At 64.1% G+C, this 22,511-nt stretch carries 23 protein-coding genes and 1 tRNA gene; 15 read left to right on the plus strand and 9 right to left on the minus strand.

Going from position 1 to position 22,511, the window contains the following annotated elements; translation table 11 throughout:
• Positions 1-89 precede the first annotated feature (89 nt).
• Genes SxD43FB_RS04140 through phoB form a run of 6 tightly spaced genes read left to right on the plus strand, consistent with a single transcriptional unit; the run spans position 90 to position 6,006 of the window.
• Complete coding sequence (locus SxD43FB_RS04140; RefSeq protein WP_096061101.1) at positions 90-1,139, plus strand: substrate-binding domain-containing protein; 1,050 nt, start codon at positions 90-92, stop codon at positions 1,137-1,139.
• Positions 1,140-1,149: 10 nt separating this feature from the next.
• A complete protein-coding gene (gene pstC, locus SxD43FB_RS04145; protein WP_096061102.1) occupies positions 1,150-2,544 on the plus strand; it encodes a phosphate ABC transporter permease subunit PstC in 1,395 nt (464 codons plus the stop codon).
• Positions 2,541-3,785, plus strand: a complete 1,245-nt coding sequence (pstA, locus tag SxD43FB_RS04150) for a phosphate ABC transporter permease PstA (protein WP_096061103.1) — start codon at positions 2,541-2,543, stop codon at positions 3,783-3,785. Before pstC ends, pstA begins: the two co-directional genes overlap by 4 nt.
• Positions 3,786-3,793: 8 nt before the next feature.
• The gene (gene pstB, locus SxD43FB_RS04155; RefSeq protein ID WP_096061104.1) at positions 3,794-4,582 is read left to right on the plus strand and encodes a phosphate ABC transporter ATP-binding protein PstB; all 789 of its coding nucleotides are present in this window, start codon (positions 3,794-3,796) and stop codon (positions 4,580-4,582) included.
• A gap of 21 nt (positions 4,583-4,603) precedes the next feature.
• Positions 4,604-5,302 (plus strand): phosphate signaling complex protein PhoU, encoded by a 699-nt coding sequence (gene phoU / locus SxD43FB_RS04160; protein ID WP_096061105.1) that lies wholly within the window; start codon positions 4,604-4,606, stop codon positions 5,300-5,302.
• Between the two features lie 2 nt (positions 5,303-5,304).
• On the plus strand, positions 5,305-6,006 hold the full coding sequence (gene phoB, locus SxD43FB_RS04165; protein WP_096061106.1) for a phosphate regulon transcriptional regulator PhoB: 702 nt from the start codon (positions 5,305-5,307) through the stop codon (positions 6,004-6,006).
• A gap of 50 nt (positions 6,007-6,056) precedes the next feature.
• On the opposite strand, the gene def is transcribed toward phoB, so the two are convergent.
• The 4 genes from def to recR all read right to left on the minus strand — a co-directional run bounded on the left by def (position 6,057) and on the right by recR (position 8,193).
• Positions 6,057-6,587 carry a peptide deformylase gene (def, locus tag SxD43FB_RS04170; protein WP_096061107.1) on the minus strand — a complete coding sequence of 177 codons (531 nt, stop codon included), beginning with the start codon at positions 6,585-6,587 and terminating at the stop codon, positions 6,057-6,059.
• 57 nt (positions 6,588-6,644) lie between these two features.
• On the minus strand, positions 6,645-7,103 hold the full coding sequence (locus SxD43FB_RS04175) for a VOC family protein (protein ID WP_096061108.1): 459 nt from the start codon (positions 7,101-7,103) through the stop codon (positions 6,645-6,647).
• A 107-nt stretch (positions 7,104-7,210) separates the two neighbouring features.
• Positions 7,211-7,531: a hypothetical protein gene (locus tag SxD43FB_RS04180; protein WP_096061109.1), complete on the minus strand. Its 321-nt coding sequence runs from the start codon at positions 7,529-7,531 to the stop codon at positions 7,211-7,213.
• A 65-nt stretch (positions 7,532-7,596) separates the two neighbouring features.
• Positions 7,597-8,193 (minus strand): recombination mediator RecR, encoded by a 597-nt coding sequence (gene recR / locus SxD43FB_RS04185; RefSeq protein WP_096061110.1) that lies wholly within the window; start codon positions 8,191-8,193, stop codon positions 7,597-7,599.
• A gap of 195 nt (positions 8,194-8,388) precedes the next feature.
• On the opposite strand from recR, the gene fmt reads away from it, so the two are divergent.
• Together fmt and truA are read left to right on the plus strand one after the other, a co-directional pair.
• Positions 8,389-9,297 carry a methionyl-tRNA formyltransferase gene (fmt, locus tag SxD43FB_RS04190; protein ID WP_096061111.1) on the plus strand — a complete coding sequence of 303 codons (909 nt, stop codon included), beginning with the start codon at positions 8,389-8,391 and terminating at the stop codon, positions 9,295-9,297.
• A gap of 13 nt (positions 9,298-9,310) precedes the next feature.
• Complete coding sequence (truA, locus tag SxD43FB_RS04195; protein ID WP_096061208.1) at positions 9,311-10,072, plus strand: tRNA pseudouridine(38-40) synthase TruA; 762 nt, start codon at positions 9,311-9,313, stop codon at positions 10,070-10,072.
• Here truA and SxD43FB_RS04200 read toward each other — a convergent pair.
• The gene (locus SxD43FB_RS04200) at positions 10,050-10,991 is read right to left on the minus strand and encodes a GGDEF domain-containing protein (protein ID WP_096061112.1); all 942 of its coding nucleotides are present in this window, start codon (positions 10,989-10,991) and stop codon (positions 10,050-10,052) included. The genes truA and SxD43FB_RS04200 overlap by 23 nt on opposite strands.
• A gap of 62 nt (positions 10,992-11,053) precedes the next feature.
• Positions 11,054-11,773 carry a queuosine precursor transporter gene (locus SxD43FB_RS04205; protein WP_096061113.1) on the minus strand — a complete coding sequence of 240 codons (720 nt, stop codon included), beginning with the start codon at positions 11,771-11,773 and terminating at the stop codon, positions 11,054-11,056.
• 68 nt (positions 11,774-11,841) lie between these two features.
• Here SxD43FB_RS04205 and SxD43FB_RS04210 point away from each other — a divergent pair.
• A tRNA-Arg gene (locus SxD43FB_RS04210) sits at positions 11,842-11,918 on the plus strand.
• Positions 11,919-12,061: 143 nt separating this feature from the next.
• Here the strand turns inward: SxD43FB_RS04210 and fsa are convergent.
• Positions 12,062-12,715, minus strand: a complete 654-nt coding sequence (gene fsa / locus SxD43FB_RS04215) for a fructose-6-phosphate aldolase (RefSeq protein WP_037480038.1) — start codon at positions 12,713-12,715, stop codon at positions 12,062-12,064.
• Positions 12,716-12,856: 141 nt separating this feature from the next.
• Here fsa and SxD43FB_RS04220 point away from each other — a divergent pair, with 141 nt between their 5' ends.
• From SxD43FB_RS04220 to SxD43FB_RS04230, 3 genes are read left to right on the plus strand one after another with little or no spacing between them, the layout of a single operon-like run.
• Positions 12,857-13,507 carry a DUF2490 domain-containing protein gene (locus SxD43FB_RS04220; protein ID WP_096061209.1) on the plus strand — a complete coding sequence of 217 codons (651 nt, stop codon included), beginning with the start codon at positions 12,857-12,859 and terminating at the stop codon, positions 13,505-13,507.
• Between the two features lie 45 nt (positions 13,508-13,552).
• Entirely contained in the window at positions 13,553-15,721 is a 2,169-nt protein-coding gene (locus SxD43FB_RS04225; RefSeq protein WP_096061114.1) for a primosomal protein N', read from the plus strand.
• Positions 15,721-15,930: a DUF1289 domain-containing protein gene (locus tag SxD43FB_RS04230; RefSeq protein WP_096061115.1), complete on the plus strand. Its 210-nt coding sequence runs from the start codon at positions 15,721-15,723 to the stop codon at positions 15,928-15,930. Before SxD43FB_RS04225 ends, SxD43FB_RS04230 begins: the two co-directional genes overlap by 1 nt.
• On the opposite strand, the gene SxD43FB_RS04235 is transcribed toward SxD43FB_RS04230, so the two are convergent.
• Complete coding sequence (locus SxD43FB_RS04235; RefSeq protein ID WP_096061210.1) at positions 15,845-17,359, minus strand: hypothetical protein; 1,515 nt, start codon at positions 17,357-17,359, stop codon at positions 15,845-15,847. The two genes, SxD43FB_RS04230 and SxD43FB_RS04235, sit on opposite strands and share 86 nt — an antisense overlap.
• Before the next feature lie 67 nt (positions 17,360-17,426).
• Positions 17,427-18,479: a bifunctional DNA-binding transcriptional regulator/O6-methylguanine-DNA methyltransferase Ada gene (gene ada, locus SxD43FB_RS04240; protein ID WP_096061211.1), complete on the minus strand. Its 1,053-nt coding sequence runs from the start codon at positions 18,477-18,479 to the stop codon at positions 17,427-17,429.
• 110 nt (positions 18,480-18,589) lie between these two features.
• Between ada and SxD43FB_RS04245 the strand changes: the two genes are divergently transcribed.
• From SxD43FB_RS04245 to atpA, 3 genes are all read left to right on the plus strand, one after another.
• Positions 18,590-20,137 (plus strand): serine protease, encoded by a 1,548-nt coding sequence (locus SxD43FB_RS04245; RefSeq protein WP_096061116.1) that lies wholly within the window; start codon positions 18,590-18,592, stop codon positions 20,135-20,137.
• Between the two features lie 199 nt (positions 20,138-20,336).
• The gene (locus SxD43FB_RS04250) at positions 20,337-20,891 is read left to right on the plus strand and encodes a F0F1 ATP synthase subunit delta (protein ID WP_176482668.1); all 555 of its coding nucleotides are present in this window, start codon (positions 20,337-20,339) and stop codon (positions 20,889-20,891) included.
• A 2-nt stretch (positions 20,892-20,893) separates the two neighbouring features.
• Positions 20,894-22,423 carry a F0F1 ATP synthase subunit alpha gene (gene atpA / locus SxD43FB_RS04255; RefSeq protein ID WP_037477463.1) on the plus strand — a complete coding sequence of 510 codons (1,530 nt, stop codon included), beginning with the start codon at positions 20,894-20,896 and terminating at the stop codon, positions 22,421-22,423.
• The last annotated feature ends 88 nt before the right edge of the window (positions 22,424-22,511 follow it).

Consider the following 22,511-nt stretch of genomic DNA (forward strand, 5'->3'; position numbering starts at 1 on the left):
TCACAAAGGCGCGATGGTCCGCAGCTAGACGCTTGCTCCATGGGGGGCGGCGACATGCGAATCGCGGCCTTAGTTGATGGAGGTTTTCCGTGAAGAGATTCGCCTTGCTCGCCGCCACGGCGCTGAGCGTCCTTAGCCTGTCCGCTTGCGGCGATCAGGGCGGCGCGGGGGCGACCCGCGACCAGATCCGCGCGGTCGGTTCCTCCACCGTCTATCCCTTCGCTACGGCCGCATCCGAACTGTTCGTGCAGACCAATGCCGGCATGAAGTCGCCGATCATCGAATCGACCGGCACCGGCGGCGGCATGAAGCTGTTCTGCAGCGGCGTCGGCGCGCAATATCCCGACATCGCCAACGCCTCGCGCCGGATGAAGAAGGCCGAGTTCGACCTGTGCCAAGGCAATGGCGTCAAGGACATCATCGAAGTGCAGATCGGCGTCGATGGGCTGGCCTTTGCCGAAGCGAAGAATGGCCCCGGCTACAAGTTGACCCCCAAGATCGTCTATGAAGCGCTGGCCGCCAATCCCTATGGCAAGGGTCCGAACAAGACGCAGACCTGGAAGGATGTGGACCCCAGCCTGCCCGCCATCGCGATTTCGGTGTTCGGCCCGCCATCGACCAGCGGCACGCGCGATTCGCTCGCCGAGTTGATCCTGGAAAAGGGATGCCAGAGCGATCCGGCGATGGAGGCGCTCAAGGAAAAGAGCGAGGACGAATATAAGGCGACCTGCACGCGCGTTCGCGAGGACGGCAAATATGTCGATTCGGGCGAAAACGACAATCTGATCGTGCAGAAGCTGGGTGCGAACCCCAATGCGGTCGGCGTATTCGGTTTCAGCTTCCTCGAAGAAAATCGCGCCACGCTGAAGGATATTCCGATCGACGGGATCGAAGCTTCCTATGAGACGGTCTCGTCCGGCCAATATCCTGGCGCGCGCCCGCTCTACATCTATGTGAAGAAGGCGCATATGTCCGCCATTCCGGGCCTTCAGGGCTTCCTGAATGCATTTGCAACCAATTGGGCGCCGGGCGGCGCGCTGACCAAGCGCGGCATGGTCGCCGCGCCGGACGATGTCCGCAAGGCGAACGAACAAACCGTCAAGGCGCTGACCACGCTTGACGGCGCGCAGCTGAAATAAGCGAGACCCCATGACCGGACCCGCAATCCTCCTGCTGCTGGCAGGCCTGGGCGCGATCGCCTGGGTCAGTGCCCGCGCCCGCGCCATGCGTCTGCAGGCGGTGGCACGGACCACCGGGCGGCGTGACGCCGTCCACAGCCTGCCGGGCTATCATGGCTGGTATGTGGCGCTATGGACGCTGCTGCCCGCTGCCCTTTTCCTGGTCGTGTGGGCCAATGTGGCACCCAGTCTGGTGACGCAGGCCGTGCTGGCCGATCCGGCCGCGCAGGCTTTGCCGCTCGACGACTTCTCTCGTTCCGCCATATTGGGCGAAGCGCGGGCGATCGCGACGGGGATGCAGGCAGGTGCCTTTAATCCCGCCTCGCAAGCGCTGGTCGAGCCATATGCGCGAGCGCTCGACAAGTTCGGGCTGGCAGGCGCGATATTGGCGCTGGTGCTGGCTTTTGCCGGGGGTGCCTATGCCTTCACCCGCATCCGTCCCGATTTCCGGGCGCGCACGCGGGTCGAGCGGCTGGTGATGGCGCTGCTGCTGGTGGCATCGCTGCTGGCGATCGTGACCACTGTCGGCATCGTCGCGTCGCTATTGTGGGAAAGTTTCCGCTTCTTCTCAATGGTCAACCCGATCGATTTCCTGTTTGGGACCAAGTGGAGCCCGCAATCGGCGGCCATGGGCTATGGCAATGAGGATGCGTTCGGCGCGATCCCGCTCTTCTGGGGCACGATCTTCATCGGTGCCATCATCGCGATGATCGTCGCCATTCCGCTGGGCCTGATGAGTGCGGTCTATCTGACCCAATATGCCAGCCCCACGGTCCGCCGCTGGATGAAGCCGACGCTGGAGATGCTCGCGGGCGTGCCCACGGTCGTCTATGGCTATTTCGCGGCGCTTACCATTGCGCCGGCGCTGCGCGACTTTGCGGTGATGATGGGCATTTCCGGTGCATCGTCGGAAAGCGCGCTAGCGGCCGGCCTCGTGATGGGTGTGATGATCATTCCCTTTGTCTCCTCCATGGCCGATGACAGCATTGCCGCGGTGCCGCAGTCGATGCGCGACGGCAGCCTGGCGATGGGTGCGACCACCAGCGAAACGATCAAGCGCGTTCTCATCCCCGCCGCCCTGCCGGGTGTCGTCGGCGGCGTATTGCTCGCCGTCAGCCGTGCGATCGGCGAGACGATGATCGTGGTGATGGCCGCAGGGCTTGCCGCCAACCTGACGCTCAATCCTTTCTCCAGCGTGACCACGGTGACGACGCAGATCGTCCAGTTGCTGACCGGCGACCAGGAGTTTGACAGCGCGAAGACGCTGGCGGCCTTCGCGCTGGGGCTGGTGCTGTTCATCATCACCCTGTTGCTCAACATCGTGGCCCTGCGGGTCGTGAAGAAATATCGCGAGGCTTACGAATGACCGTCGAACGTCTGCCCACCGACTGGAAGTCGGAGGCGATGCGCAAGCGGATTGCGGGGCGCTATGCCAAGGAACGCCGCTTCCGGCTGATCGGCTTAGGCGCCGTGGTCCTGTCCGCCGCTTTCCTCGCCTTCCTGCTCTTCACCATGATGGGGAATGGCCTGCGCGGCTTTACCCGGACGGAGATTGCGCTGACGGTCGATTTCCCGGCCTCACCGCTGCTGCTCGATCCTGCCGCGATCACGGACGAATCGCTCAATCAGGCGAACCTGCCGATGGTGACCAGCACGGTCGCCAAGCAGGCGTTGGGACCGGACGCTGATACGCTCCTGTCATCGACCGCGTGGATCACCATCCGCGACGCGATCAAGGCCGATCCCTCGATCCTCAGCCGGACCGAGACGATCGCCCTGCCCGCTTCGACCGGCATCGACCTGGCGGCCAAGAGCGAAGGACCGCCCGAAGCCGAAGCCGCTGTCGCGCGGATGGAAAAGGCGGGCGTGCTAACGACCGGTTTCAACTGGAATTTCCTGTCGGCCAGTGACGGCACCGATCCGGCGCAGGTCGGCATCTGGGGCGCGTTCAAGGGCACGTTGCTGACGATGCTGGTGACGCTGTTGCTCAGCTTCCCGGTGGGCGTGGCAACCGCGCTCTATCTGGAGGAATATGCGCCCAAGGCGTGGTGGACCGACATCATCGAAGTGTCGATCAACAACCTCGCCGCGGTGCCTTCGATCATCTTCGGTCTGCTCGGCCTGTCGATCTTCCTCAACCTGCTGCACCTGCCGCGATCGGCGGCGCTGGTCGGCGGCATGACGCTGGCGCTGATGACGATGCCGGTCATCGTCATCGCCGGGCGTAACGCGATCAAGTCGGTGCCGCCCAGCATCCGCGACGCGGCGCTCGGTATCGGGGCCAGTCCCGTGCAGGTGGTGTTCCAGCATGTGCTGCCGCTCGCCCTGCCCGGCATATTGACCGGCACGATCATCGGCATGGCCCGCGCGCTGGGCGAGACGGCACCGCTGCTGATGATCGGCATGCGCGCCTTCATCGCCACCCCGCCGGGCGGAATCAGCGATCCGGCGACCGTCCTGCCCGTCCAGATTTTCCTGTGGTCCGACGAAGTGTCCAAGGGCTTTGTCGAAAAGACATCAGCGGCGATCATCGTGCTGCTGGCGTTCCTCCTCGCGATGAACGGCCTCGCCATCTATCTGCGCAACAAGTTTGAAACACGGTGGTAACCACACCCATGACCCAAGACCAAATCAACCTGGCGATCGCCAATCCGAAAATGTCGGCCCGCGACGTCAACGTCTTCTATGGCGAGAAGCAGGCGATCAAGCGCGTCTCGATCGACGTCGACATGGACAATGTCACCGCCTTCATCGGCCCGTCGGGCTGCGGCAAGTCGACCTTCCTGCGGACCTTGAACCGCATGAACGACACGGTCGCGTCGGCGCGGGTCGAAGGCGAGATCACGCTGGACGGCGAGGATATCTATGCCACGTCCATGGACGTGGTGCAGTTGCGCGCGCGGGTGGGAATGGTGTTCCAGAAGCCCAACCCCTTTCCCAAATCGATCTACGAAAATATCGCTTATGGGCCGCGCATCCATGGCTTGGCCGCATCGAAGGCGGACATGGACGTGGTGGTCGAAAAATCGCTGCGCCGCGCTGGGCTGTGGGAAGAAGTGAAGGACCGGCTGCACGACAGCGGCACGGCCCTGTCCGGCGGGCAGCAGCAGCGGCTATGCATCGGCCGCGCGATCGCGGTCGAGCCCGAAGTCATTCTGATGGACGAGCCCTGTTCGGCGCTCGATCCGATCGCGACCGCCAAGATCGAGGAACTGATCCACGAACTACGCGGCCGTTACGCGATCGTGATCGTCACGCATAATATGCAGCAGGCCGCGCGCGTGTCGCAGCGGACCGCCTTCTTCCATCTGGGCGAACTGGTCGAATATGGGGTGACGTCGGACATCTTCACCAATCCGCGCCAGGAGCGGACCAAGGACTATATCACCGGTCGTTACGGCTGATCGGGCGGAGAGAGACAAGACATGGCTGAACATACGATCAAGGCATTTGACGACGAAATCGACCGGCTGCGCGGGTTGATCGCCGAAATGGGCGGTCGCGCGGAAGCGGCGATCGAAAATGCGATGCTGGCGCTGCAACGGCAGGATCTGGCGCTGGCCGCCGAGGTGGTCGAGGGCGACAAGCGGATCGACGCGATCGAGGCCGAGGTCGAGAAGCTGGTGATCGAAGTCATCGCGCTGCGCGCGCCGATGGCCAACGACCTGCGCGACGTGATCGCCGCGCTCAAGATCGTCAGCGTGATCGAGCGGATCGGCGACTATGCCAAGAATATCGCCAAGCGGGTGCCGCTGATCGCCACCAACAAGCGGTTGCTGGAACCCATGTCGCTCCTCCCCTCCATGGGGCAGGTGGCGGCCGAAATGGTGCATGATGTTTTGAACGCCTATGCCGCGCGCGACCCTGATCTGGCGCAGGCCGTGGTCGATCGCGATGCGGTAGTGGATGATTTCTACAATAGCGTGTTCCGCACGCTGGTGACCTTCATGGTCGAAAATCCCAAGACGATCAGCGAATGCGCGCAATTGCTGTTCGTCGCCAAGCATATCGAGCGGATCGGCGACCATGCCACCAACGTCGCCGAGATGGTCTATTATGCCGCGACCGGCCAGACCATGCCGGAGCGGGAACGCGGCGGCACTGAAGTCCAGGCGGAGATCTGACCATGGGACGGGCCAAAATGCTGCTGGTGGAGGATGACGCGGCTTTGGCCGAACTGCTCATCTGGCATTTCAAGCGCGAGGATTTCGACGTCGCCCATACGGTCGATGGCGAAGAAGCGCTGTTGATGGCGCAGGAAAATGTCCCCGACATCGTGCTGCTCGACTGGATGGTCGAAAGCCTGTCGGGGATCGAGGTGTGCCGTCGGCTGCGGCGGATGACCGGCACCGCCAATGTGCCGATCATCATGCTGACCGCGCGCGGCGAGGAAGAAGATCGCGTCCGTGGCCTCGAAACCGGTGCGGACGATTATGTCACCAAGCCCTTCTCGCCCCGCGAGCTGGTGGCGCGGGTCGGCGCGGTGCTGCGCCGGGTGCGTCCGGCGCTGGCCGGTGAGACGCTGACCTTCGCCGATGTCGAGATGGACACGGTGGGGCATAAGGTGCGGCGTGGCGGGCAAGTGATCCCGCTGGGGCCGACCGAGTTCCGGCTGCTCAAGCATTTTCTGGAGCATCCGGGCTGGGTTTTCTCGCGCGAGCGACTGCTCGACAGCGTGTGGGGGCAGGATAGCGATATCGAACTGCGCACGGTCGACGTGCATATCCGCCGCCTGCGCAAGGCGATCAATGGCGATGGCATCTTTACGGACATCATCCGCACGGTACGGTCGGCGGGCTATGCGCTGGATACCGACGGGGTAGCGTGACATGACAGAAAGCCCCGGTCGGCATGACCGGGGCTTTCCCTTATGGCGGATCAGGCGGCGCGGCGGGCCTTGGTCAGTTTCTTGAGCAGCATGTCGCGCTTCATGCGCGAGAGATGGTCGATGAAGAGCACGCCTTCCAGATGGTCCATTTCATGCTGGAGGCAAGTGGCGAGCAGGCCTTCAAGCTGCTCCTCATGGATGCGGCCATCGCGATCCATCCAGCTGGCGCGGATCGTCGCGGGGCGCTCCACCTCGGCATATTGCTCCGGCACCGACAGGCAGCCTTCATTATAGACCGACAGATCCTGGGATTCGCGCAGGATTTCCGGGTTGATGAAGACCATCGGCCGTTTGACCGGGGGGGCATCCTCCGCGTCGGATTCGGGTTCCTGCAGGTCCATGACCAGCACCCGCTTGGGCACACCGACCTGGATCGCGGCAAGCCCGATGCCCGGCGCGTCGTACATCGTTTCGAACATATCGTCGATCAGCCGTTGCAGATCGTCGTCGATCGCCTCGACCGGGGTCGAAATGGTACGCAAGCGCGGATCGGGCGCCTCAAGGATAGGAAGTATGGCCATCGTGACAAAATAGCGGAATGGCGCGGAATTTCAAGCCGCCCGCCGAGTCGCCTCCGCTTATTCGCCAAGCCATTCGTCGATGGCGGGCTTGAGCGCAGTGGAGATCAGTTCGACCAGCAGCGCGCGATCGGGCGAGGCGAGATAGGCGATGAGGCCATAGCCATCAGCGGGCGCGGCATTGGCGGCACGGACGGTCCAGCCCAGATCGATCAACCGTGCGGTTTCGGCCGGCAGATCATCGACCCAGACGCCGATATGGCGGGCCGTTTCGGCACTGGCGGGGTCGTAGAAAGGCCCCTGCCCCTGCACCAGTTCGATATGAATGGGGCCGCCCAGCGAATAGGTGGCGCGCACGCGAAGGTCGCGCAGGCCGTCTTCGGGCGTCCAGAAAGGCAGCGGATCGAAATCGCGCACGGGTGCGAACGTCAGGCCGAGCGCCGCGCCATAGTCCGCGACGGCGCGATCGATATCGGCAACGGCAATACCCTTGTGATGGGTGCGGGTCAGGTCGATCATCGGGGCATCCCTCCTGTGGTTCTTGAGGTGGGTCTAGCGGAAGGTGGAGAACAGGTCAGCTAGTGGCTTTCGCAGGGGAGGGCCGGACAGAAAAGCCGACCCTCCCCTTAATTGCCCTCTGCGTCGACGGTGAACACCATGGGTTTGCCGCGCGAGGTGGGCTCCCAGCCGGCTTCCAGCGCGGCGCGGATGCCACGGGCAATGATCGCGTCGTTGATCTGCAGGCGACCGCGTTGCAGGCCTTTCAGCAAGCGCTTGGGCGGCGGAAATTCGAGGAGCGCGCCCCGCTGCGTATCTTTCTGCTGCAAGGCGATGGCCATGCCTTTCCACCCGTCAATGTCGCTCCATTGGGGTTCGCGGCGGAGTTCCCATTCATAGGATTCGCCATCGACGTCGATGATACCAGCAAGGTTGTGCATATTTTGCATGGCCTGCGCATAGCAGGACTGGCGCGATAGGCCAGCTATTGCAGTGAGACTTGCGCGGTTGCCCCCTACCCCACCGGCCTTCTGGCGCGCAGCGCCTGGGCGAGCGTGCCTTCGTCGAGATAGTCGAGTTCGCCGCCGACGGGCACGCCATGGGCCAACTGGGTCAGCCGGATGGGGAATCGTTCGAGCCGTTCGGCCAGATAATGGGCGGTGGTCTGGCCTTCGAGCGTGGCGTTCATGGCCAGCACGACTTCGTCCACCCCGCCCTGTTCCAGCCGGGTGACCAGCGCATCGATGGTCAAATCTTCGGGCCGGATGCCTTCAAGCGCGGACAGCCTTCCGCCCAGCACATGGAAGCGGCCGGGAAACAGCCGCGACTTGTCGAGTGCCCACAAGTCGGCGACATCCTCCACCACGCAGAGCGCACGAGGGTCGCGGCGCGCATCCTTGCAGATGCCGCAGGGATCGACCGTATCGACATTGCCGCAGACATGGCAGGTGACGAGCCGCTCATTCACCGCCTCCAGCGCGCGCAGCAAAGGGGCCATCGCCGCCTCGCGCTTCTTGATGAGGTGCAGCACCGCGCGCCGCGCCGAACGCGGGCCAAGGCCGGGCAGGCGGGAGAGCGCCTGGGACAACGCTTCGATTTCGGGAGAGGCCATGGAAGAGTGCCCTATTCAGCGCAAGGCGGGCTGCAAATGGCAGCTTTCTGCGCTTCCGGTGCTCACGTGCCTTAAGCACGCTGCGCGCCGGTTCTCGAAATCTACCATTTTCGCCTCACCCTGCACTGAATAGCTCACCCTTCCCAAGACATAGGGGCTTGCATCCTCTACCGACAAGGCGTTTGAGACGTAAGCATGCGTATCATCTATATGGGCACTCCCGGTTTCGCCGTTCCCGCGCTCGACGAGCTGGTCACGGCCGGGCATAAGGTCGTTGCGGTCTACAGTCAGCCTCCCCGGCCCGCCGGGCGCGGCAAGGCTTTGCGGCCTTCGCCCGTCCACCAGCGCGCCGAGGCGTTGGGGATAGAGGTGCGGACGCCGGTATCGCTGAAAGCGCCAGAGGTGCAGGCAGCCTTTGCCGCGCTCGACGCCGATGTCGCGGTGGTGGCCGCCTATGGCCTGATCCTGCCGCGCGCGATTCTCGATGCGCCGCGTCATGGCTGCATGAACATCCATGCGTCGCTGTTGCCGCGCTGGCGCGGGGCAGCACCGATCCAGCGGGCGGTGCTGGCGGGCGACAATGTCACCGGCGTCACCATCATGGACATGGAAGCGGGCCTCGACACCGGGCCGATGCGCGCGAAATATGTGACATCGGTCGAGGGGAAAACGGCGGGCGCGCTGACCGACGAACTGGCGCAGGCGGGTGCGGCGCTGATGGTCGAGGTGCTGGACGACATCAGCCTGCACCCGGCGATGCCGCAGCCGGAGGAAGGCGTGACCTATGCCGCCAAAATCGACAAGGCCGAAGCGCGAATCGATTTCACGCGCCCGGCGATTCAGGTCGAGCGCCAGATCCGCGCCTTCAATCCCGTTCCCGGTGCCTTTTTCGAATATGGCGGCGAGCGGTTTCGCATCCTGGCGGCGCATGTCGAGCATGAGGATGGCGCAGCGGGCGCAATGCTGGACGATGCGCTGCTGATCGGGTGCGGTCATGGCGCGATCCGCCCGACGCTGATCCAGCGCGCAGGCAAGGCAGCGATGACGCCGGACGATCTGCTGCGCGGGTTCGACATCCCCGCGAGGAGCCGGGTGGATGGATGAGCCGCAGACGGGTCTGACTCGCTTCGCCTTCACGGTCGAATTTGACGGGCGGCCCTTCATGGGGTGGCAGCGGCAGAACCATGGACCAAGCGTGCAGCAGGCGATCGAGGATGCCATCCATGCGGTGACGGGCGAACGGGTGGCGGTGCATGCCGCCGGGCGGACGGATGCGGGCGTGCATGGGCTGGCGATGCGGGCGCATGCCGACATAGCCAAGGCGATCACCCCATTCCGGCTGATGGGGGGGATTAATGCGCGATTGCGGCCGCATCCGGTGGCGATCCTGGCGTGCGAGATCGTGCCGGACGACTGGCATGCGCGTTTTTCCTGCCTTGGCCGTTCCTATGTCTATCGCATCGTCAATCGCCGGGCACCGCTGACGGTCGAACGGGGGCTGGCCTGGCAGGTCGCCAAGCCGCTGGATGCCGATGCGATGCAGGCGGCGGCGCAGTTGCTGGTCGGGCTGCATGATTTCACCACCTTCCGGTCGGCCCATTGCCAATCGGCCAGCCCCGTCAAGACGCTCGACCGGTTGCACGTCGCGCGCGATGGCGAACGCATCGCCGTTCACGCAGACGCGCGATCCTTCCTGCATCATCAGGTGCGATCGATGGTCGGGTGCCTGGCGCTGGTGGGCTATGGACGGTGGTCGGCCGACGATCTGCGCGCGGCATTGGAGGCGAAGGATCGCGCCGCGTTGGGGCTCAATGCCCCGCCCGATGGGCTGTATTTTTCAGCGGCACATTATCCGGTCAGGGAAGATAGCCCGTCCTGAGTTGATTGCGCCCGCCGCGCTTGGCCGCGAGCATGGCGGTGTCGGCGCAGTCGATCAGCGCTTCGAGATCAAGCGCACCGCTTGCAGTGACCAGCCCGAACGATCCGCTGATCCCGCCGCAGCGCGCCGTGAGCGCATGGCGCAACTGATCGCCCAGCGCCGTCGCGGTCGGCGCGTCGCGCAGGGGCAGCAGGAGCAGAAATTCGTCACCGCCCACCCGCGCGACCGCATCGATGGCCCCGGTATGATCCATCAACAACGCTGCCACATCGGCAAGGCAGGCGTCACCCGCCGCATGGCCGCGGCTGTCGTTCAATTGTTTGAACCCGTCGAGGTCGAGGAAGATGAGGCTGACCGGCTGCCCTGTATGCGCGGCGTCGGCCAGAATGGCGTCAGCGCGGTTCGCCAGCCCGCGCCGGTTGAGCAGGCCGGTCAGCGGATCATGCACGGCTTCGAAACTGGCACGGCGCAGGTCGGACAGATCCTCGATCACGGCGACAAACAATTCGGGCTGCCCCGCTGCATCGCGCACCATCGACACGGTCAGGTTGACCCAGACGATGCCGCCATCGGCGCGGATATAGCGTTTTTCCAGCGTATAACGCGGTATCTCACCGGCATGGAGACGCGCCAGTAAGGCTTCGTCGGTATCGAGATCGTCGGGATGGGTAATCCGCTGAAAGCCGACCTGCAACAGCGTATCGGCATCATGCCCGCTGATTTCGCAGAATCGGGGATTTACCAGCAGGAAGCGGCCATCCAGGCCCGCATGGGCAATGCCCACCGGCGCATGATAAAAGGTCGCTTCGAACCGGCGCTGCGCAAGCGCCAGTTCAGCGACGAGATGGTCGTAAGAAATGGAGGCGATGCCTCCTTCGATGTTCGATTGGTCGAAATGCCGATGCGACTGCCTGCTCATGCCCCCTCATGCGACCGGGAGGGTAAACAGGGCCTTATCTCATGCTCGCTGGACGAAAGAAATCAGAGCCGCGCACGGAACGGGGTGAAGTTGGTGCCTGCGTCGTAAACGTCCAGCCCTTCGCGCCGCTTGAGCGCATTGACGACGACATAAGTGACAGGCGTAAGCAGCGCTTCCCAGCCGACCTTCATCGCCCAGTTGGTGACCATGACGGTCAGCACCTGCGCATCGGTCCAATTGCCGTAAAAGGCGAGCGGGTAGAAGAGCAGGCTGTCCACGCCCTGCCCCACGATCGTCGATCCGATCGTCCGCATCCACAAATGCTTGCCCTGCGTCAGCAATTTCATGCGGGCGAGGACGAAGCTGTTGGCCAGTTCGCCCGCCCAGAAAGCGATGAGCGAAGCAAAGACGATGCGCCAGGTGCTGCCGAACACGGCTTCATAGGATGCCTGGCCCGCCCAGCCTTCGGCAGGCGGCAGCGCGACCACGACCCAGCTCATCACCGCCATGAACAGCATGGCGGCAAAGCCCGCCCAGACGCAGCGGCGCGCGCGGGCATAGCCATAGACTTCGGTCAGCACGTCGCCGATCACATAGCCGAGCGGGAAAAAGAGGATGCCAGCCCCGAAAGTGACGCCACCCAGGCTCGACAATTTAGCCGCGCCGATCAGGTTGGATAGCAGCAGGATCGCGACGAAGGCCGCCATCACGAAATCATAATAGCGTAGCGGCCGCGCACCCAGCGCGCCTGCATCGACCCTGTGAACCGCCCAGTCGTTCATAACGCCCTGCATATCGCACAGTCGGGTGATTGCAAGCTGTCCCCGGCGTCGCTATCGAGCCTGCCCAAGGCCCCGTAGCTCAACTGGATAGAGCACCCGCCTTCTAAGCGGGATGTTGCGTGTTCGAGTCACGCCGGGGTCACCATCCACCCATGACCATAAGCAGCGCCATACCGATGATGGTGAGCAGCAGCGAGAACCAGAGAAAGCCGAAATCGGGCTTGTCGGGATCGTGGCTCATGGATTGTTCCTTGGGCGGGACGACGGTCGCCGTCCCGCCTGTTCAGATCACAGGATCGACTGGCCGGTCTTGGCCCAGTCGGCGGCGAAGCCTTCGAGGCCCTTGTCGGTCAGCACATGCTTGGAGAGCATGCGGATGACGGCGGGGGGCGCGGTCATGACGTCAGCGCCGATGCGCGCGCTTTCCAGCACATGGATGGGGTGGCGAACGCTGGCGACGAGGATTTCGGTGTCGAAGCCATAATTGTCGTAGATCAGGCGAATATCCTGGATCAGCGCCATGCCATCGAAGCCATTATCGTCATGGCGGCCAACGAAGGGCGAGATGAAGGACGCGCCGGCCTTGGCCGCGAGCAGCGCCTGATTGGCGGAGAAGCAGAGCGTGACGTTGACCAGCGTGCCCTCGTCGGTCAGCGCCTTGCAGGTCTTGAGACCGTCGATGGTCAACGGCACCTTGATGCAGACATTATCTGCGATTTTGCGCAGGACTTCTGCCTCTTTCATCATCGTCTCATGGTCGAGCGCGACGACTTCGGCGGAGACGGGGCCATCGACCAGACCGCAGATTTCTTCGACCACTTCGAGGAAGGCGCGGCCCGACTTGTGGATCAGTGACGGGTTGGTGGTCACGCCATCGAGCAGGCCGGTGGCGGCCAGGTCGCGAATGTCGGCGGTGTCGGCGGTATCGACGAAGAATTTCATGGGTCTAGCGCTCCGGGGATGAATGAGTCGGTCCCCTTTAGCCGCTGGCTGCCGGTTTCGCCATCGTCGGCGGCGCAGGGCGGCAATTGCAACAAAGCAGCAACATGCCTAAGCCGCAGGAACCCCGCCAAAGGATATGCCATGCTGCTGCGCCGACTGATCATTGCCGTGTCGGTGCTGGCGATGCCCCTGCCCGTTCATGCGGCGACGCAGGAAAGCCAGGCTTGGCTGACCGAGGTGGTGACGATCAAGGCGGGGCCGGCGGACATCATCACGATCGATTCGAGCCAGCGCGCGCGGTCGGACAGTCGGAGCGGCGGCGAGCAGTTTCTCAGCCGGATCGCCATCGACCACCGCATCGCCCCGGCCGTGCAACTGGGCGGGGGCTTTGCCTATCTCAAGAGCGAGGCGGACGAAGAATTGCGGCTGTTCCAGCAAGTGACGCTGACCAAAGGCATCTGGATGGCCCGCACCCGGATGGAGCAGCGCTTCTTCGATACGGTCGATGCGCCGGTGTGGCGGCTGCGCCAGCGGCTGCAGGCGAGCGTCCCGATCGATGCGGCAAAGCAATGGACGGTGGTGGCCGCGACCGAAATCTTCTTCCATCTCAATCGCGGACGCCCCAGCGACAAGACGGGTCTGGCGACGATGCGCCACCAGATCGGCCTGCGTCATCCGATCGCCAAGGGGGTCGATGCGCAGCTTCTCTACATGCGGCAGCAGAATTTTCGCGATGGGCGGCCCGATGTCGTATCGCATGTGCCGTGGCTGACGCTCAGTTGGCGGATCTGACGCGCGGCATTTGCGTGGCGGGCGGGACGGGCTAAGGACGGTCCCATGTCCCGCGCCCGCGTCCTCCTGCTCAATGCTGCCCTGGGGCCGCTCGACTATCGCGTGCCGCATGGGATGAACGTGAAGCCCGGTAGCATCGTCGTCGCGCCGCTGGGGCCGCGCCAATTGGTAGGCGTGGTGTGGGAGGAAGACAGCTTCCCCGATGTGGAGAGCGTGGGCGACAACCGGCTGCGCAACTTGCTCGAACTGGTCGACGCGCCGCCCCTGCCCGCGCCGCTGCGCCGCCTGATCGAATGGACGGCGGACTATTATCTGAGCCCGCCCGCCGCCGTGCTGCGGATGGCGCTGGCATCGATGGCGGCGCTGGAGGGGACGCGCACGGTCATCGAATATCGGGCGACCGGCACGGTGCCCGAACGGATGACCGAGCAGCGCGCGCAAGCGCTGGAGCGAATCGGCGAACGGCAGGGGCTGGTGCGCGAACTGGCGATGATCGGCGGGGTCAGCGATGCAGTGATCCGTGGCCTCATCAAACAGGATGTGTTCGAGCCGGTCGAGGTGAGCGTGGATACGCCCTTCCCCCTGCCCGACCCCGATCATGCGCCGCCCGCCTTGTCGGACGCGCAGATGGCGGCGGCGACCACCATGGCCGATGCGGTGCGAGCGCACGACTTCGCGCCCTTCCTGCTCGACGGCGTCACTGGGTCGGGCAAGACCGAGGTCTATTTCGAGGCGATTGCGGCCGCCATGCGGGCGGGGCGGCAGGTACTGGTGCTGCTGCCTGAAATCGCGCTGACCGAGCCGTTTCTGGAGCGGTTCGAAAAGCGGTTCGGCACGGTGCCGGTGAATTGGCATAGCGGGCTGCGCCAGACCGAGCGGCGGCGGGCGTGGCGCGCCATTGCAGCAGGCGAAGCGCAGGTGGTGGTGGGCGCGCGGTCGGCGCTGTTCCTGCCCTATCCCAACCTTGGTCTCATCGTCGTCGATGAAGCGCATGAAGCCAGCTTCAAGCAGGAGGATGGCGTTCATTATCACGCGCGCGACGTGGCGGTGATGCGTGGCCTGATCGAGAAATTCCCGGTCATCCTGGCGTCCGCCACGCCCGCGATCGAAACGCGGCATCAGGTGGAACTGGGCCGCTATGCCGAGATCAAATTGCCGTCGCGCTATGGCGGGGCGGAGATGCCGCATATCGAGGGCGTCAACCTGCTGACCGATCCGCCTGAGCGCGGGCGCTGGATCGCCCCGCCTCTGGTCAAGGCGATCGACGAGACGATGGCAAAGGGCGAGCAGAGCCTGCTCTTCCTCAACCGGCGTGGCTATGCGCCGCTGACACTGTGCCGCCATTGCGGCTATCGCTTCCAATGCCCCAATTGCACCGCCTGGATGGTCGAGCATCGGCTGTCGCATCGGCTGGCCTGCCATCATTGCGGCCATGTCGTGCCCGCGCCGCGTTTCTGCCCGGACTGCAAGGAAGAGGACAGCCTGGTCGCCTGCGGGCCGGGGGTCGAGCGGATCGCGGACGAGGTGAAGGCACTGTGGCCGCTGGCCCGGATCGCGATCGCCACGTCCGACACACTATTTTCGCCCGCAAAGGCGGCGGATTTCGTCAAATCGGTGGAGGCAGGCGACATCGACATCATCGTCGGCACGCAACTCGTCACCAAGGGCTATCATTTTCCCAACCTGACGCTGGTGGGGGTGATCGACGCCGATCTGGGGCTGGAGGGCGGCGATCTGCGCGCGGCCGAGCGGACCTTCCAGCAGATCGTCCAGGTTGCGGGACGCGCGGGACGCGGGGCCAAGCCGGGACGGGTGTTCATCCAGACGCGGATGCCAAGCAGCGAAGTCATCCAGGCACTGATCGATGGCGATACCGAGCGATTCTATGCGGTGGAAACCGAGCATCGGCGGCGGGCCAACGCCCCACCCTTTGGCCGTTTCGCCGCGATCATCATTTCGAGCGAGGATGCGGACGAGGCCGCGCAGATCGCCCGGCTGATCGGCAAGTCCGCGCCGATTATTGAGGGGATGCGGGTCTATGGCCCGGCCCCGGCCCCGCTGTCGGTGTTGCGCGGGCGGCATCGGCACCGGCTGCTGATTCACGCCACGCGGCAGGTGGATATTCAGTCCGCGATCCGCGAATGGCTGAGTAACATCGTGTGGAAATCCGGGACGCGGGTGGCGGTCGATGTCGATCCCTATAGCTTCATGTGATGGAAACGCCCTGCCGCAACCTCTGTGCGCTGGATGCGGCGCGCGCGACCTGCACCGGTTGCGGCCGGACGATTGACGAGATCGTCCATTGGCGCAGCCTGACCGACGCGCAACGCGCCGCCGTCATGACACGGGTGCAGGACTTTGCGCCTTCGCCGCACCCTTCGGCATTTTCGCCGCCTGCGCGTCGAACTGAGCCTTCATCCTGAGCGCATTTTCGCGCATCCCGGATTCATGGGGCGAATAAGCGATCGGGTCGAGCAGAATAGAGGCGCTGGTATAGTCACCCCTAAAAGCCATCGCCTGGGCAAAATTGAAGCGATAGCCGGGGTTTTGCGGTAGCAGGCTGAATGCCTTGTAGAGACCGTCATAGCCAAGGTCGGGCATCTTGCCGCCCCGCATGGCATGATAGCGATAGAAGAGCGCGAGCGGCACCGGGTCTTCGGTATCAGCGCGGTTGGCGCGCACGATCGCCGTCAGCGCAGCCTTCCAGTCGTCCGCCTTGTCGCTGTCATTGGCACGTTCCAGCAACACTTCTGCGCGAACAGCTTGGGCGCGCGCGGATTGAGGGTTGCTTGCGATGGCGCGGTCAGCGGCGGCAAGCGCCGCGTCTGCCTGATCCGCCTTCCATTCCGCTTCCGCGAGCAACGCCTGCGCGTAGGCGTCGCGGGGATATTGGTCAGCAATGGTGCGGATAGCCGCGACAATTCCGGGCAGTTCTTCCGTCTTGGGGCGGTGGGTCAAGCGTAACTCATCCTCGACCAAAGTCGCCTGCGCTGGGTCAACAGCGGTAACGGTAATCGCTCCGATCGCCATATCCTTGGGCGTGAGTACGCTGATGAATTGCTTTTTACGCATATAGGCTTTGAGGTCTTTTTCGAGACCTTCCAGCCCGCCCTCAAAATAGTCCGCCACGTCGCCGTCCGTCGTGCCCTTGGCAATCTCTGTCAGGTAGCGGTTGATCTCCGCCTTCCGGCTGGAGGCGTGCTGAAAATAGAAATGGGTCAGCAGCCAGGCGGTGCCATAAAAGCGATCGCCGTCTCGCAGGTTCAGTCCTTTGGTTTCGCGCGCCAGCAGTTGCGTCAATGGATAGGGCTGGCCCAGCACGAGGCCCGGTACCCGTGCCATCGGGATATGGCCGAACTCGATCGATCCGTTTTTGGGGAACTTCACGACGGAAAAAAATTCGGCGAACCCCTCCACGAACCAGGCGGGGTAGGCGGCTGGAAAATAGTGCAGCATGAAATGATGGGCATATTCGTGGAACAGTATTTCCTCTGCCCCAATACCGAACTGACCGTTCTTCGTTTCACGTGAGAGGAAGGCGTAGGCGTTCCGTTCCGACGTTGTGTAAAAGCCCTTGAGATTGCGGTTGCCCGCCAGATCCTGCACCTTGCGGTCGTTGGACAAAAGGTAGACTTTGACCGGACTGCCCTGTTGCCGATCCGTGACGCCATAGAGGCGGCGCAGGAGGAAATCGAACTTCTCCAAACGTTCAGCAAAGCCGCGCAGCGTTTCGTCCTTGCCCTCGCTGTAAACGGTGAAATGGTCGGTCTTTGCCTGCCACCAGGTCGCGTGTGCGACGCCGGGCAGCGCGAGCATCAGCGCCGCCAGCGCTTTCAACCAGAATCGCATCATATCCCCCATTCGGCCCAGCCTTCAGAGTGGCCGAGCGATGGCACGAAGGAAAGATACAATCGGCCCGCTACTCGCCCTTTTCGCGGGCGAGCAGCGCCCGTTTGCGGTCCAGACCCCAGGCATAGCCGCCCAGCGTACCATCGCTGCGCAGGACGCGGTGGCAGGGGATCAGCACAGCCAGCACATTGTCGCCACAGGCGCTGCCCGCCGCGCGGACGGCTTGCGGGCGGCCGATGGCCGCCGCGACCTCGCTATAGCTGCGCGTTTCGCCCGGCGGGATGGCGCGCAGCGCGGCCCAGACGGCCTGTTGGAAGGCCGTGCCGCAGACGTCGATCGGCAAATCCGGCGTTTCGCCCGGATGATCCACCAGTACCACGACGGCCTCCGCCAACTGGTCGAGAGTGGCGTCGGCCGGTTGAAGATCAGCATTGGGGAAGCGGGCGCGCAACTCTGCCTCGCCCTCGCCGAAGCTGATACGGCACAGGCCGCGCGCCGTCGCCGCGACCAAAAGCGGCCCCAGGCTGCTGTCGATCGTGCGCCAGCGGATCAGCGCGCCGCGCCCGCCATCCTTCCAGGCGCTGGGCGTCATGCCCAGATGGCGGTCGGCGTCGGCATAGGCGCGGCTTGGCGCATTATAGCCCGCTGCATAGATGGCGCTCGTCACGCTGCCGGGCGAATCAAGCGCCGCCTTCAATCGGTCGGCGCGCAGGGCGCGGGCATAGGCGGCGGGGGTGAGGCCCGTCTCGCGCTTGAACAAGCGGTGGAAATGATGCGGGGCATAGCCGACATGGGCGGCGATCGCCTCCAGCCGGGGGGCATCGTCGGCCCCCTCGATCAGCGCGCGTGCCGCCGCGACGGCGATTCGATCGCGGCCCACCTCGTCCGGGCGACAACGCAGGCAGGCGCGGAAGCCCGCTGCGCGCGCGGCTGCAGGGTCTGGCAGGAAGCGCATATTCTGACGCTTGGGATGACGGGCAGCGCAGCTTGGTTTGCAATAAATGCCGGTAGTGGCGACGCAGCCCACGAAGCGGCCGTCCATGGTGCGGTCGCGCGCAACGAAGGCGGCCCAGCAGGTCGCATCGTCAGGCATGGAGTCGGCAAGGGCGGTCATCAGGGTCATGCCTATGGAATAGACGCGGGCGCTTGACCATGCTTCCCGCGTCTTGCTTTCAAACCATTGCGGCATTTCCCGATTGCGCCGCGCCCGCCATCCAATATGTATGCCCGCTCATGATCGCCCTCCTCCGCCGCTTCGCCCTGCTGATCGCGCTTTTCGCGCCAGCAACGTCCCACGCCGAACAGCAGGATATCGCTGCGGCGGCGCGCGGTGTGGTGCGGGTCGTGCTGGTCGCAACCGATGGCAGCGAAGCCTATTTCGTCGGCCATGGCAGCGGCCTGGCGGTCGCGCCCGACAAGATATTGACCAACGCCCATGTTGTCGAACTGGCGCGCGAGGAGAAGAATCTGGTCATCGGCGTGATCCCGTCGGAGGGCACCAAGACCTATGGTGGGCGCATCATCGCCTTTTCGCCGGGTAACGACCTTGCCCTCATCCAGTTGGAGGAAGGCAGCCTGCCGGTCAGCACTTTTTACGCTGGAGCGATATCGGACGGGCAGCATGTCACCGCCATCGGCTATCCCGGGACCGTGGATCGTGCGCAGGGGCTGGGCCTCAAGCAACTGGTCGAGCCGCTGGCGACGGTGAAGACCAGCGGCAATGTGTCGGCGGGACGGGCGAGCCAGAGTTTCGAGACGGTATTGCACACCGCGCCGCTGGCGGCGGGCAACAGCGGCGGGCCGCTGGTGGACGATTGCGGCCGGGTGCTGGGAGTCAATAGTTTCGGGTCGATTTCGGACGGCAATGACGCCGAATTCGGCTTTGCCGTGTCGTGGCGCGAGATCGCCTCCTTCCTGCGGCAAGCGGGCGTCGCGTCACTGCGCACCGTCGTCCCGTGCCGGTCCATGGCGGAAGCGGACGCCGCCGAAGCGTCGATCACCCAGCGCGAATCGCAGGCCAGCGAGCAGAAGAACCGGGCCAGCGCCGATGCGCGCGAGCAAGCCATGATGCGCGCGCGCGACGCCGCTGAGCGCGATGTCATCACCGCGCGCGAAAACGCCATGGCGGGCGCGGCCGTGCTGCTGGCGCTGGCGGTACTGGGTCTGGGCGCGGGCGGTCTATTCTACAGCCAGGGCAAGGAAAAGCCCGCCATATGGGGCATTGGCGGCGGCGGGGCGTTGCTGTTCGCCGCGCTGGCCCTGTTCGTGTTCAAGCCGAGTTTCGACACGATCGAGGAACGCACGGCCCTGCCGCAGGACAAAAGCATCACCGGCAATGGTGCCTATGCCTGGGCCGGGGACAATATCTGCCGGGTCGACCTACAGCGCAGCCGCCTGACCGTGTCGCAGCCCAACGATATCGGGTTCAACTGGGCCGAAGGTGGCTGCGTCGATGGCGACACGCAATATGTCGCGAGTGGGACCAAATGGCAGCGCGCGAGCATTCCTGCGCAGGGCAATTTCGTCACCATGAGCGCGTTCGATCCGGTCAGTGGCACGCTGCGCGTCCAGCGCTGGCTGCCTGACATGGAGAATATGACCAAGGCGCGCGCGTTGCTGGGCGACAAGCCTTTCCCCGGTTGCGGCAGTGATCCGGAAGCCCTGGCGCGCATCGCTATGCTGCAATCGGACCTGACGGCGCTACTGCCCGCCCAGCCCAATGAGCGGATCGTCTATCATTGCCAGAAGGGACGGCTTGCCCCGGCCGAAGCGACGCAATAGCCGATTCGCGCGGGCGATAAAAACTCAGGCAAATGGCGCGCCCTTCCGACTAATGATGGAATCGCGCACCATGACTTGCATAGTCATAATCGCGCTGCTAACCGGCCCGACAACAAGGGGGACGGGCGTAACTGCTCCCCTCTCTTTTTGCATGACCGGCAAATCACCTGCCAGTAAGTCAATGGAGGACGGCAAGCGCGTGGAGACTAATGGCGGCATACAGGCCAGCCTCAGCGGCCGCTACGCGGTGGCGCTGTTCGATCTGGCTCGCGACGCGAACGCGCTCGACACGGTGGCGCAAAGCCTGGCCGGGTTGAAAGCGGCTATCGCCCAATCCCCTGATTTCAAGGGCCTTATCAACAGCCCCGTGCTGAGCCGGGACGCATCGGGCAAGACGATCGCGGCCGTGGCATCCGCCATGGGCATCGATCCGCTGACGACAAAATTCCTGGGCGTGCTCGCGCAGAACCGTCGCCTGGGGCAATTGGGCGCGGTCATCCGCACCTATGAAACGCTGCTGTCGAATCACAAGGGCGAGGCCCGCGCCGAAGTGACGAGCGCACATCCGCTCGACGCGCAGCAGATCGCCGCGCTGGCACAAAATCTGCGCGCCCGCGTCGGCCGCACCGTCGCCGTCGATGCTAAGGTCGACCCCGCGATCCTGGGTGGGCTGGTCGTCAAGATCGGCAGCCAGATGATCGACAGCTCCATTCGTACCCGTTTGAATAGTCTCGCTATGGCGATGAAAGGCTGAACATGGATATCAACGCCGCAGAAATTTCGAAGGTCATCAAGGACCAGATCGCCAATTTCGGCACCGAAGCGCAGGTCAGCGAAGTCGGTTCCGTTCTGACCGTGGGTGACGGCATCGCCCGCGTCCATGGCCTCGACAACGTCCAGGCGGGCGAGATGGTCGAATTCGCCAACGGGATTCAGGGCATGGCGCTGAACCTGGAAGCCGACAATGTCGGTGTCGTGATCTTCGGGTCCGACAGCGAGATCAAGGAAGGCGACACCGTCAAGCGCACCGGCACCATCGTCGACGTGCCCGTCGGCAAGGGCCTGCTGGGTCGCGTCGTGGACGGCCTGGGCAATCCCATCGACGGCAAGGGTCCGATCGTGTCCGACCAGCGTATGCGCGTCGAGCGCAAGGCGCCCGGCATCATCCCGCGCACCTCGGTCCATGAGCCTGTCCAGACCGGCCTGAAGGCGATCGACACGCTCGTCCCCGTCGGTCGTGGCCAGCGCGAACTGATCATCGGCGATCGCCAGACCGGCAAGACCGCCGTCGCGATCGATACCTTCATCAACCAGAAGACCGCCAATGCGGGCGATGACGAGAGCAAGAAGCTCTATTGCATCTATGTCGCGATCGGCCAGAAGCGTTCGACCGTCGCGCAGATCGTCAAGCAGCTCGAAGAAAATGGCGCGATGGAATATTCGATCGTCGTCGCCGCGACCGCTTCCGAGCCAGCCCCGCTCCAGTATCTGGCGCCCTATACCGGCGTGACCATGGGCGAATATTTCCGCGACAACGGCATGCACGCCGTCATCGTCTATGACGATCTGTCCAAGCAGGCCGTCGCCTATCGCCAGATGTCGCTGCTGCTGCGCCGTCCTCCGGGCCGTGAAGCCTATCCTGGCGACGTTTTCTATCTGCACAGCCGCCTGCTGGAGCGCGCCGCCAAGATGAACAGCGACAATGGGTCGGGTTCGCTGACCGCTCTGCCGATCATCGAAACCCAGGCGGGCGACGTGTCGGCCTATATTCCGACCAACGTGATTTCGATCACCGACGGCCAGATCTTCCTCGAAACCAACCTCTTCTACCAGGGCATCCGCCCGGCCATCAACGTCGGCCTGTCGGTGTCGCGCGTCGGTTCCGCCGCGCAGACCAAGGCGATGAAGAAGGTGTCCGGCTCGATCAAGCTGGAGCTGGCGCAATATCGCGAAATGGCGGCCTTCGCCCAGTTCGGCTCGGACCTCGACGCTTCGACGCAGAAGCTGCTGAACCGTGGCGCGCGCCTGACCGAGCTGCTCAAGCAGGCGCAATTCTCGCCCCTGCCGTTTGAAGAGCAGACCGCGTCGATCTTCGCTGGCACCAACGGCTATCTCGACGGGATCGCCGTCAGCGATGTGAACCGCTATGAAGAGATGATGCTGGGCTATCTGCGCCACGAACATGCCGACGTGCTGGGCATGATCCGCGATACCAAGGATCTGGGCGACGAAGCCAAGAGCAAGCTCAAGGCCGCGCTCGACAGCTTCGGCAAGACGTTTGCCTAACTAAAAGCCCTCTCCCTTGAGGGAGAGGGTTGGGTGAGGGTGTGCAACGCCGATGAGGCGGACCACCCTCTCCTAGTTCAACTAGGCG

Source organism: Sphingobium sp. D43FB (assembly GCF_002312805.1).
Lineage (GTDB): Bacteria > Pseudomonadota > Alphaproteobacteria > Sphingomonadales > Sphingomonadaceae > Sphingobium.

Excerpts from the sequence above, each read along its gene's own strand:
- SxD43FB_RS04245 (WP_096061116.1), top strand. The coding sequence starts at position 18,590 with ATGATCGCCCTCCTCCGCCGCTTCGCCCTGCTGATCGCGCTTTTCGCG.
- SxD43FB_RS04180 (WP_096061109.1), bottom strand. The coding sequence starts at position 7,531 with ATGCAAAATATGCACAACCTTGCTGGTATCATCGACGTCGATGGCGAA.
- fmt (WP_096061111.1), top strand. The coding sequence starts at position 8,389 with ATGCGTATCATCTATATGGGCACTCCCGGTTTCGCCGTTCCCGCGCTC.
- atpA (WP_037477463.1), top strand. The coding sequence starts at position 20,894 with ATGGATATCAACGCCGCAGAAATTTCGAAGGTCATCAAGGACCAGATC.
- SxD43FB_RS04235 (WP_096061210.1), bottom strand. The coding sequence starts at position 17,359 with ATGATGCGATTCTGGTTGAAAGCGCTGGCGGCGCTGATGCTCGCGCTG.
- SxD43FB_RS04225 (WP_096061114.1), top strand. The coding sequence starts at position 13,553 with ATGTCCCGCGCCCGCGTCCTCCTGCTCAATGCTGCCCTGGGGCCGCTC.
- SxD43FB_RS04200 (WP_096061112.1), bottom strand. The coding sequence starts at position 10,991 with ATGAGCAGGCAGTCGCATCGGCATTTCGACCAATCGAACATCGAAGGA.
- SxD43FB_RS04230 (WP_096061115.1), top strand. The coding sequence starts at position 15,721 with ATGGAAACGCCCTGCCGCAACCTCTGTGCGCTGGATGCGGCGCGCGCG.
- pstA (WP_096061103.1), top strand. The coding sequence starts at position 2,541 with ATGACCGTCGAACGTCTGCCCACCGACTGGAAGTCGGAGGCGATGCGC.
- recR (WP_096061110.1), bottom strand. The coding sequence starts at position 8,193 with ATGGCCTCTCCCGAAATCGAAGCGTTGTCCCAGGCGCTCTCCCGCCTG.
- SxD43FB_RS04175 (WP_096061108.1), bottom strand. The coding sequence starts at position 7,103 with ATGATCGACCTGACCCGCACCCATCACAAGGGTATTGCCGTTGCCGAT.
- phoU (WP_096061105.1), top strand. The coding sequence starts at position 4,604 with ATGGCTGAACATACGATCAAGGCATTTGACGACGAAATCGACCGGCTG.
- ada (WP_096061211.1), bottom strand. The coding sequence starts at position 18,479 with ATGACCCTGATGACCGCCCTTGCCGACTCCATGCCTGACGATGCGACC.
- def (WP_096061107.1), bottom strand. The coding sequence starts at position 6,587 with ATGGCCATACTTCCTATCCTTGAGGCGCCCGATCCGCGCTTGCGTACC.
- SxD43FB_RS04220 (WP_096061209.1), top strand. The coding sequence starts at position 12,857 with ATGCTGCTGCGCCGACTGATCATTGCCGTGTCGGTGCTGGCGATGCCC.
- pstB (WP_096061104.1), top strand. The coding sequence starts at position 3,794 with ATGACCCAAGACCAAATCAACCTGGCGATCGCCAATCCGAAAATGTCG.
- phoB (WP_096061106.1), top strand. The coding sequence starts at position 5,305 with ATGGGACGGGCCAAAATGCTGCTGGTGGAGGATGACGCGGCTTTGGCC.
- fsa (WP_037480038.1), bottom strand. The coding sequence starts at position 12,715 with ATGAAATTCTTCGTCGATACCGCCGACACCGCCGACATTCGCGACCTG.
- pstC (WP_096061102.1), top strand. The coding sequence starts at position 1,150 with ATGACCGGACCCGCAATCCTCCTGCTGCTGGCAGGCCTGGGCGCGATC.
- SxD43FB_RS04205 (WP_096061113.1), bottom strand. The coding sequence starts at position 11,773 with ATGAACGACTGGGCGGTTCACAGGGTCGATGCAGGCGCGCTGGGTGCG.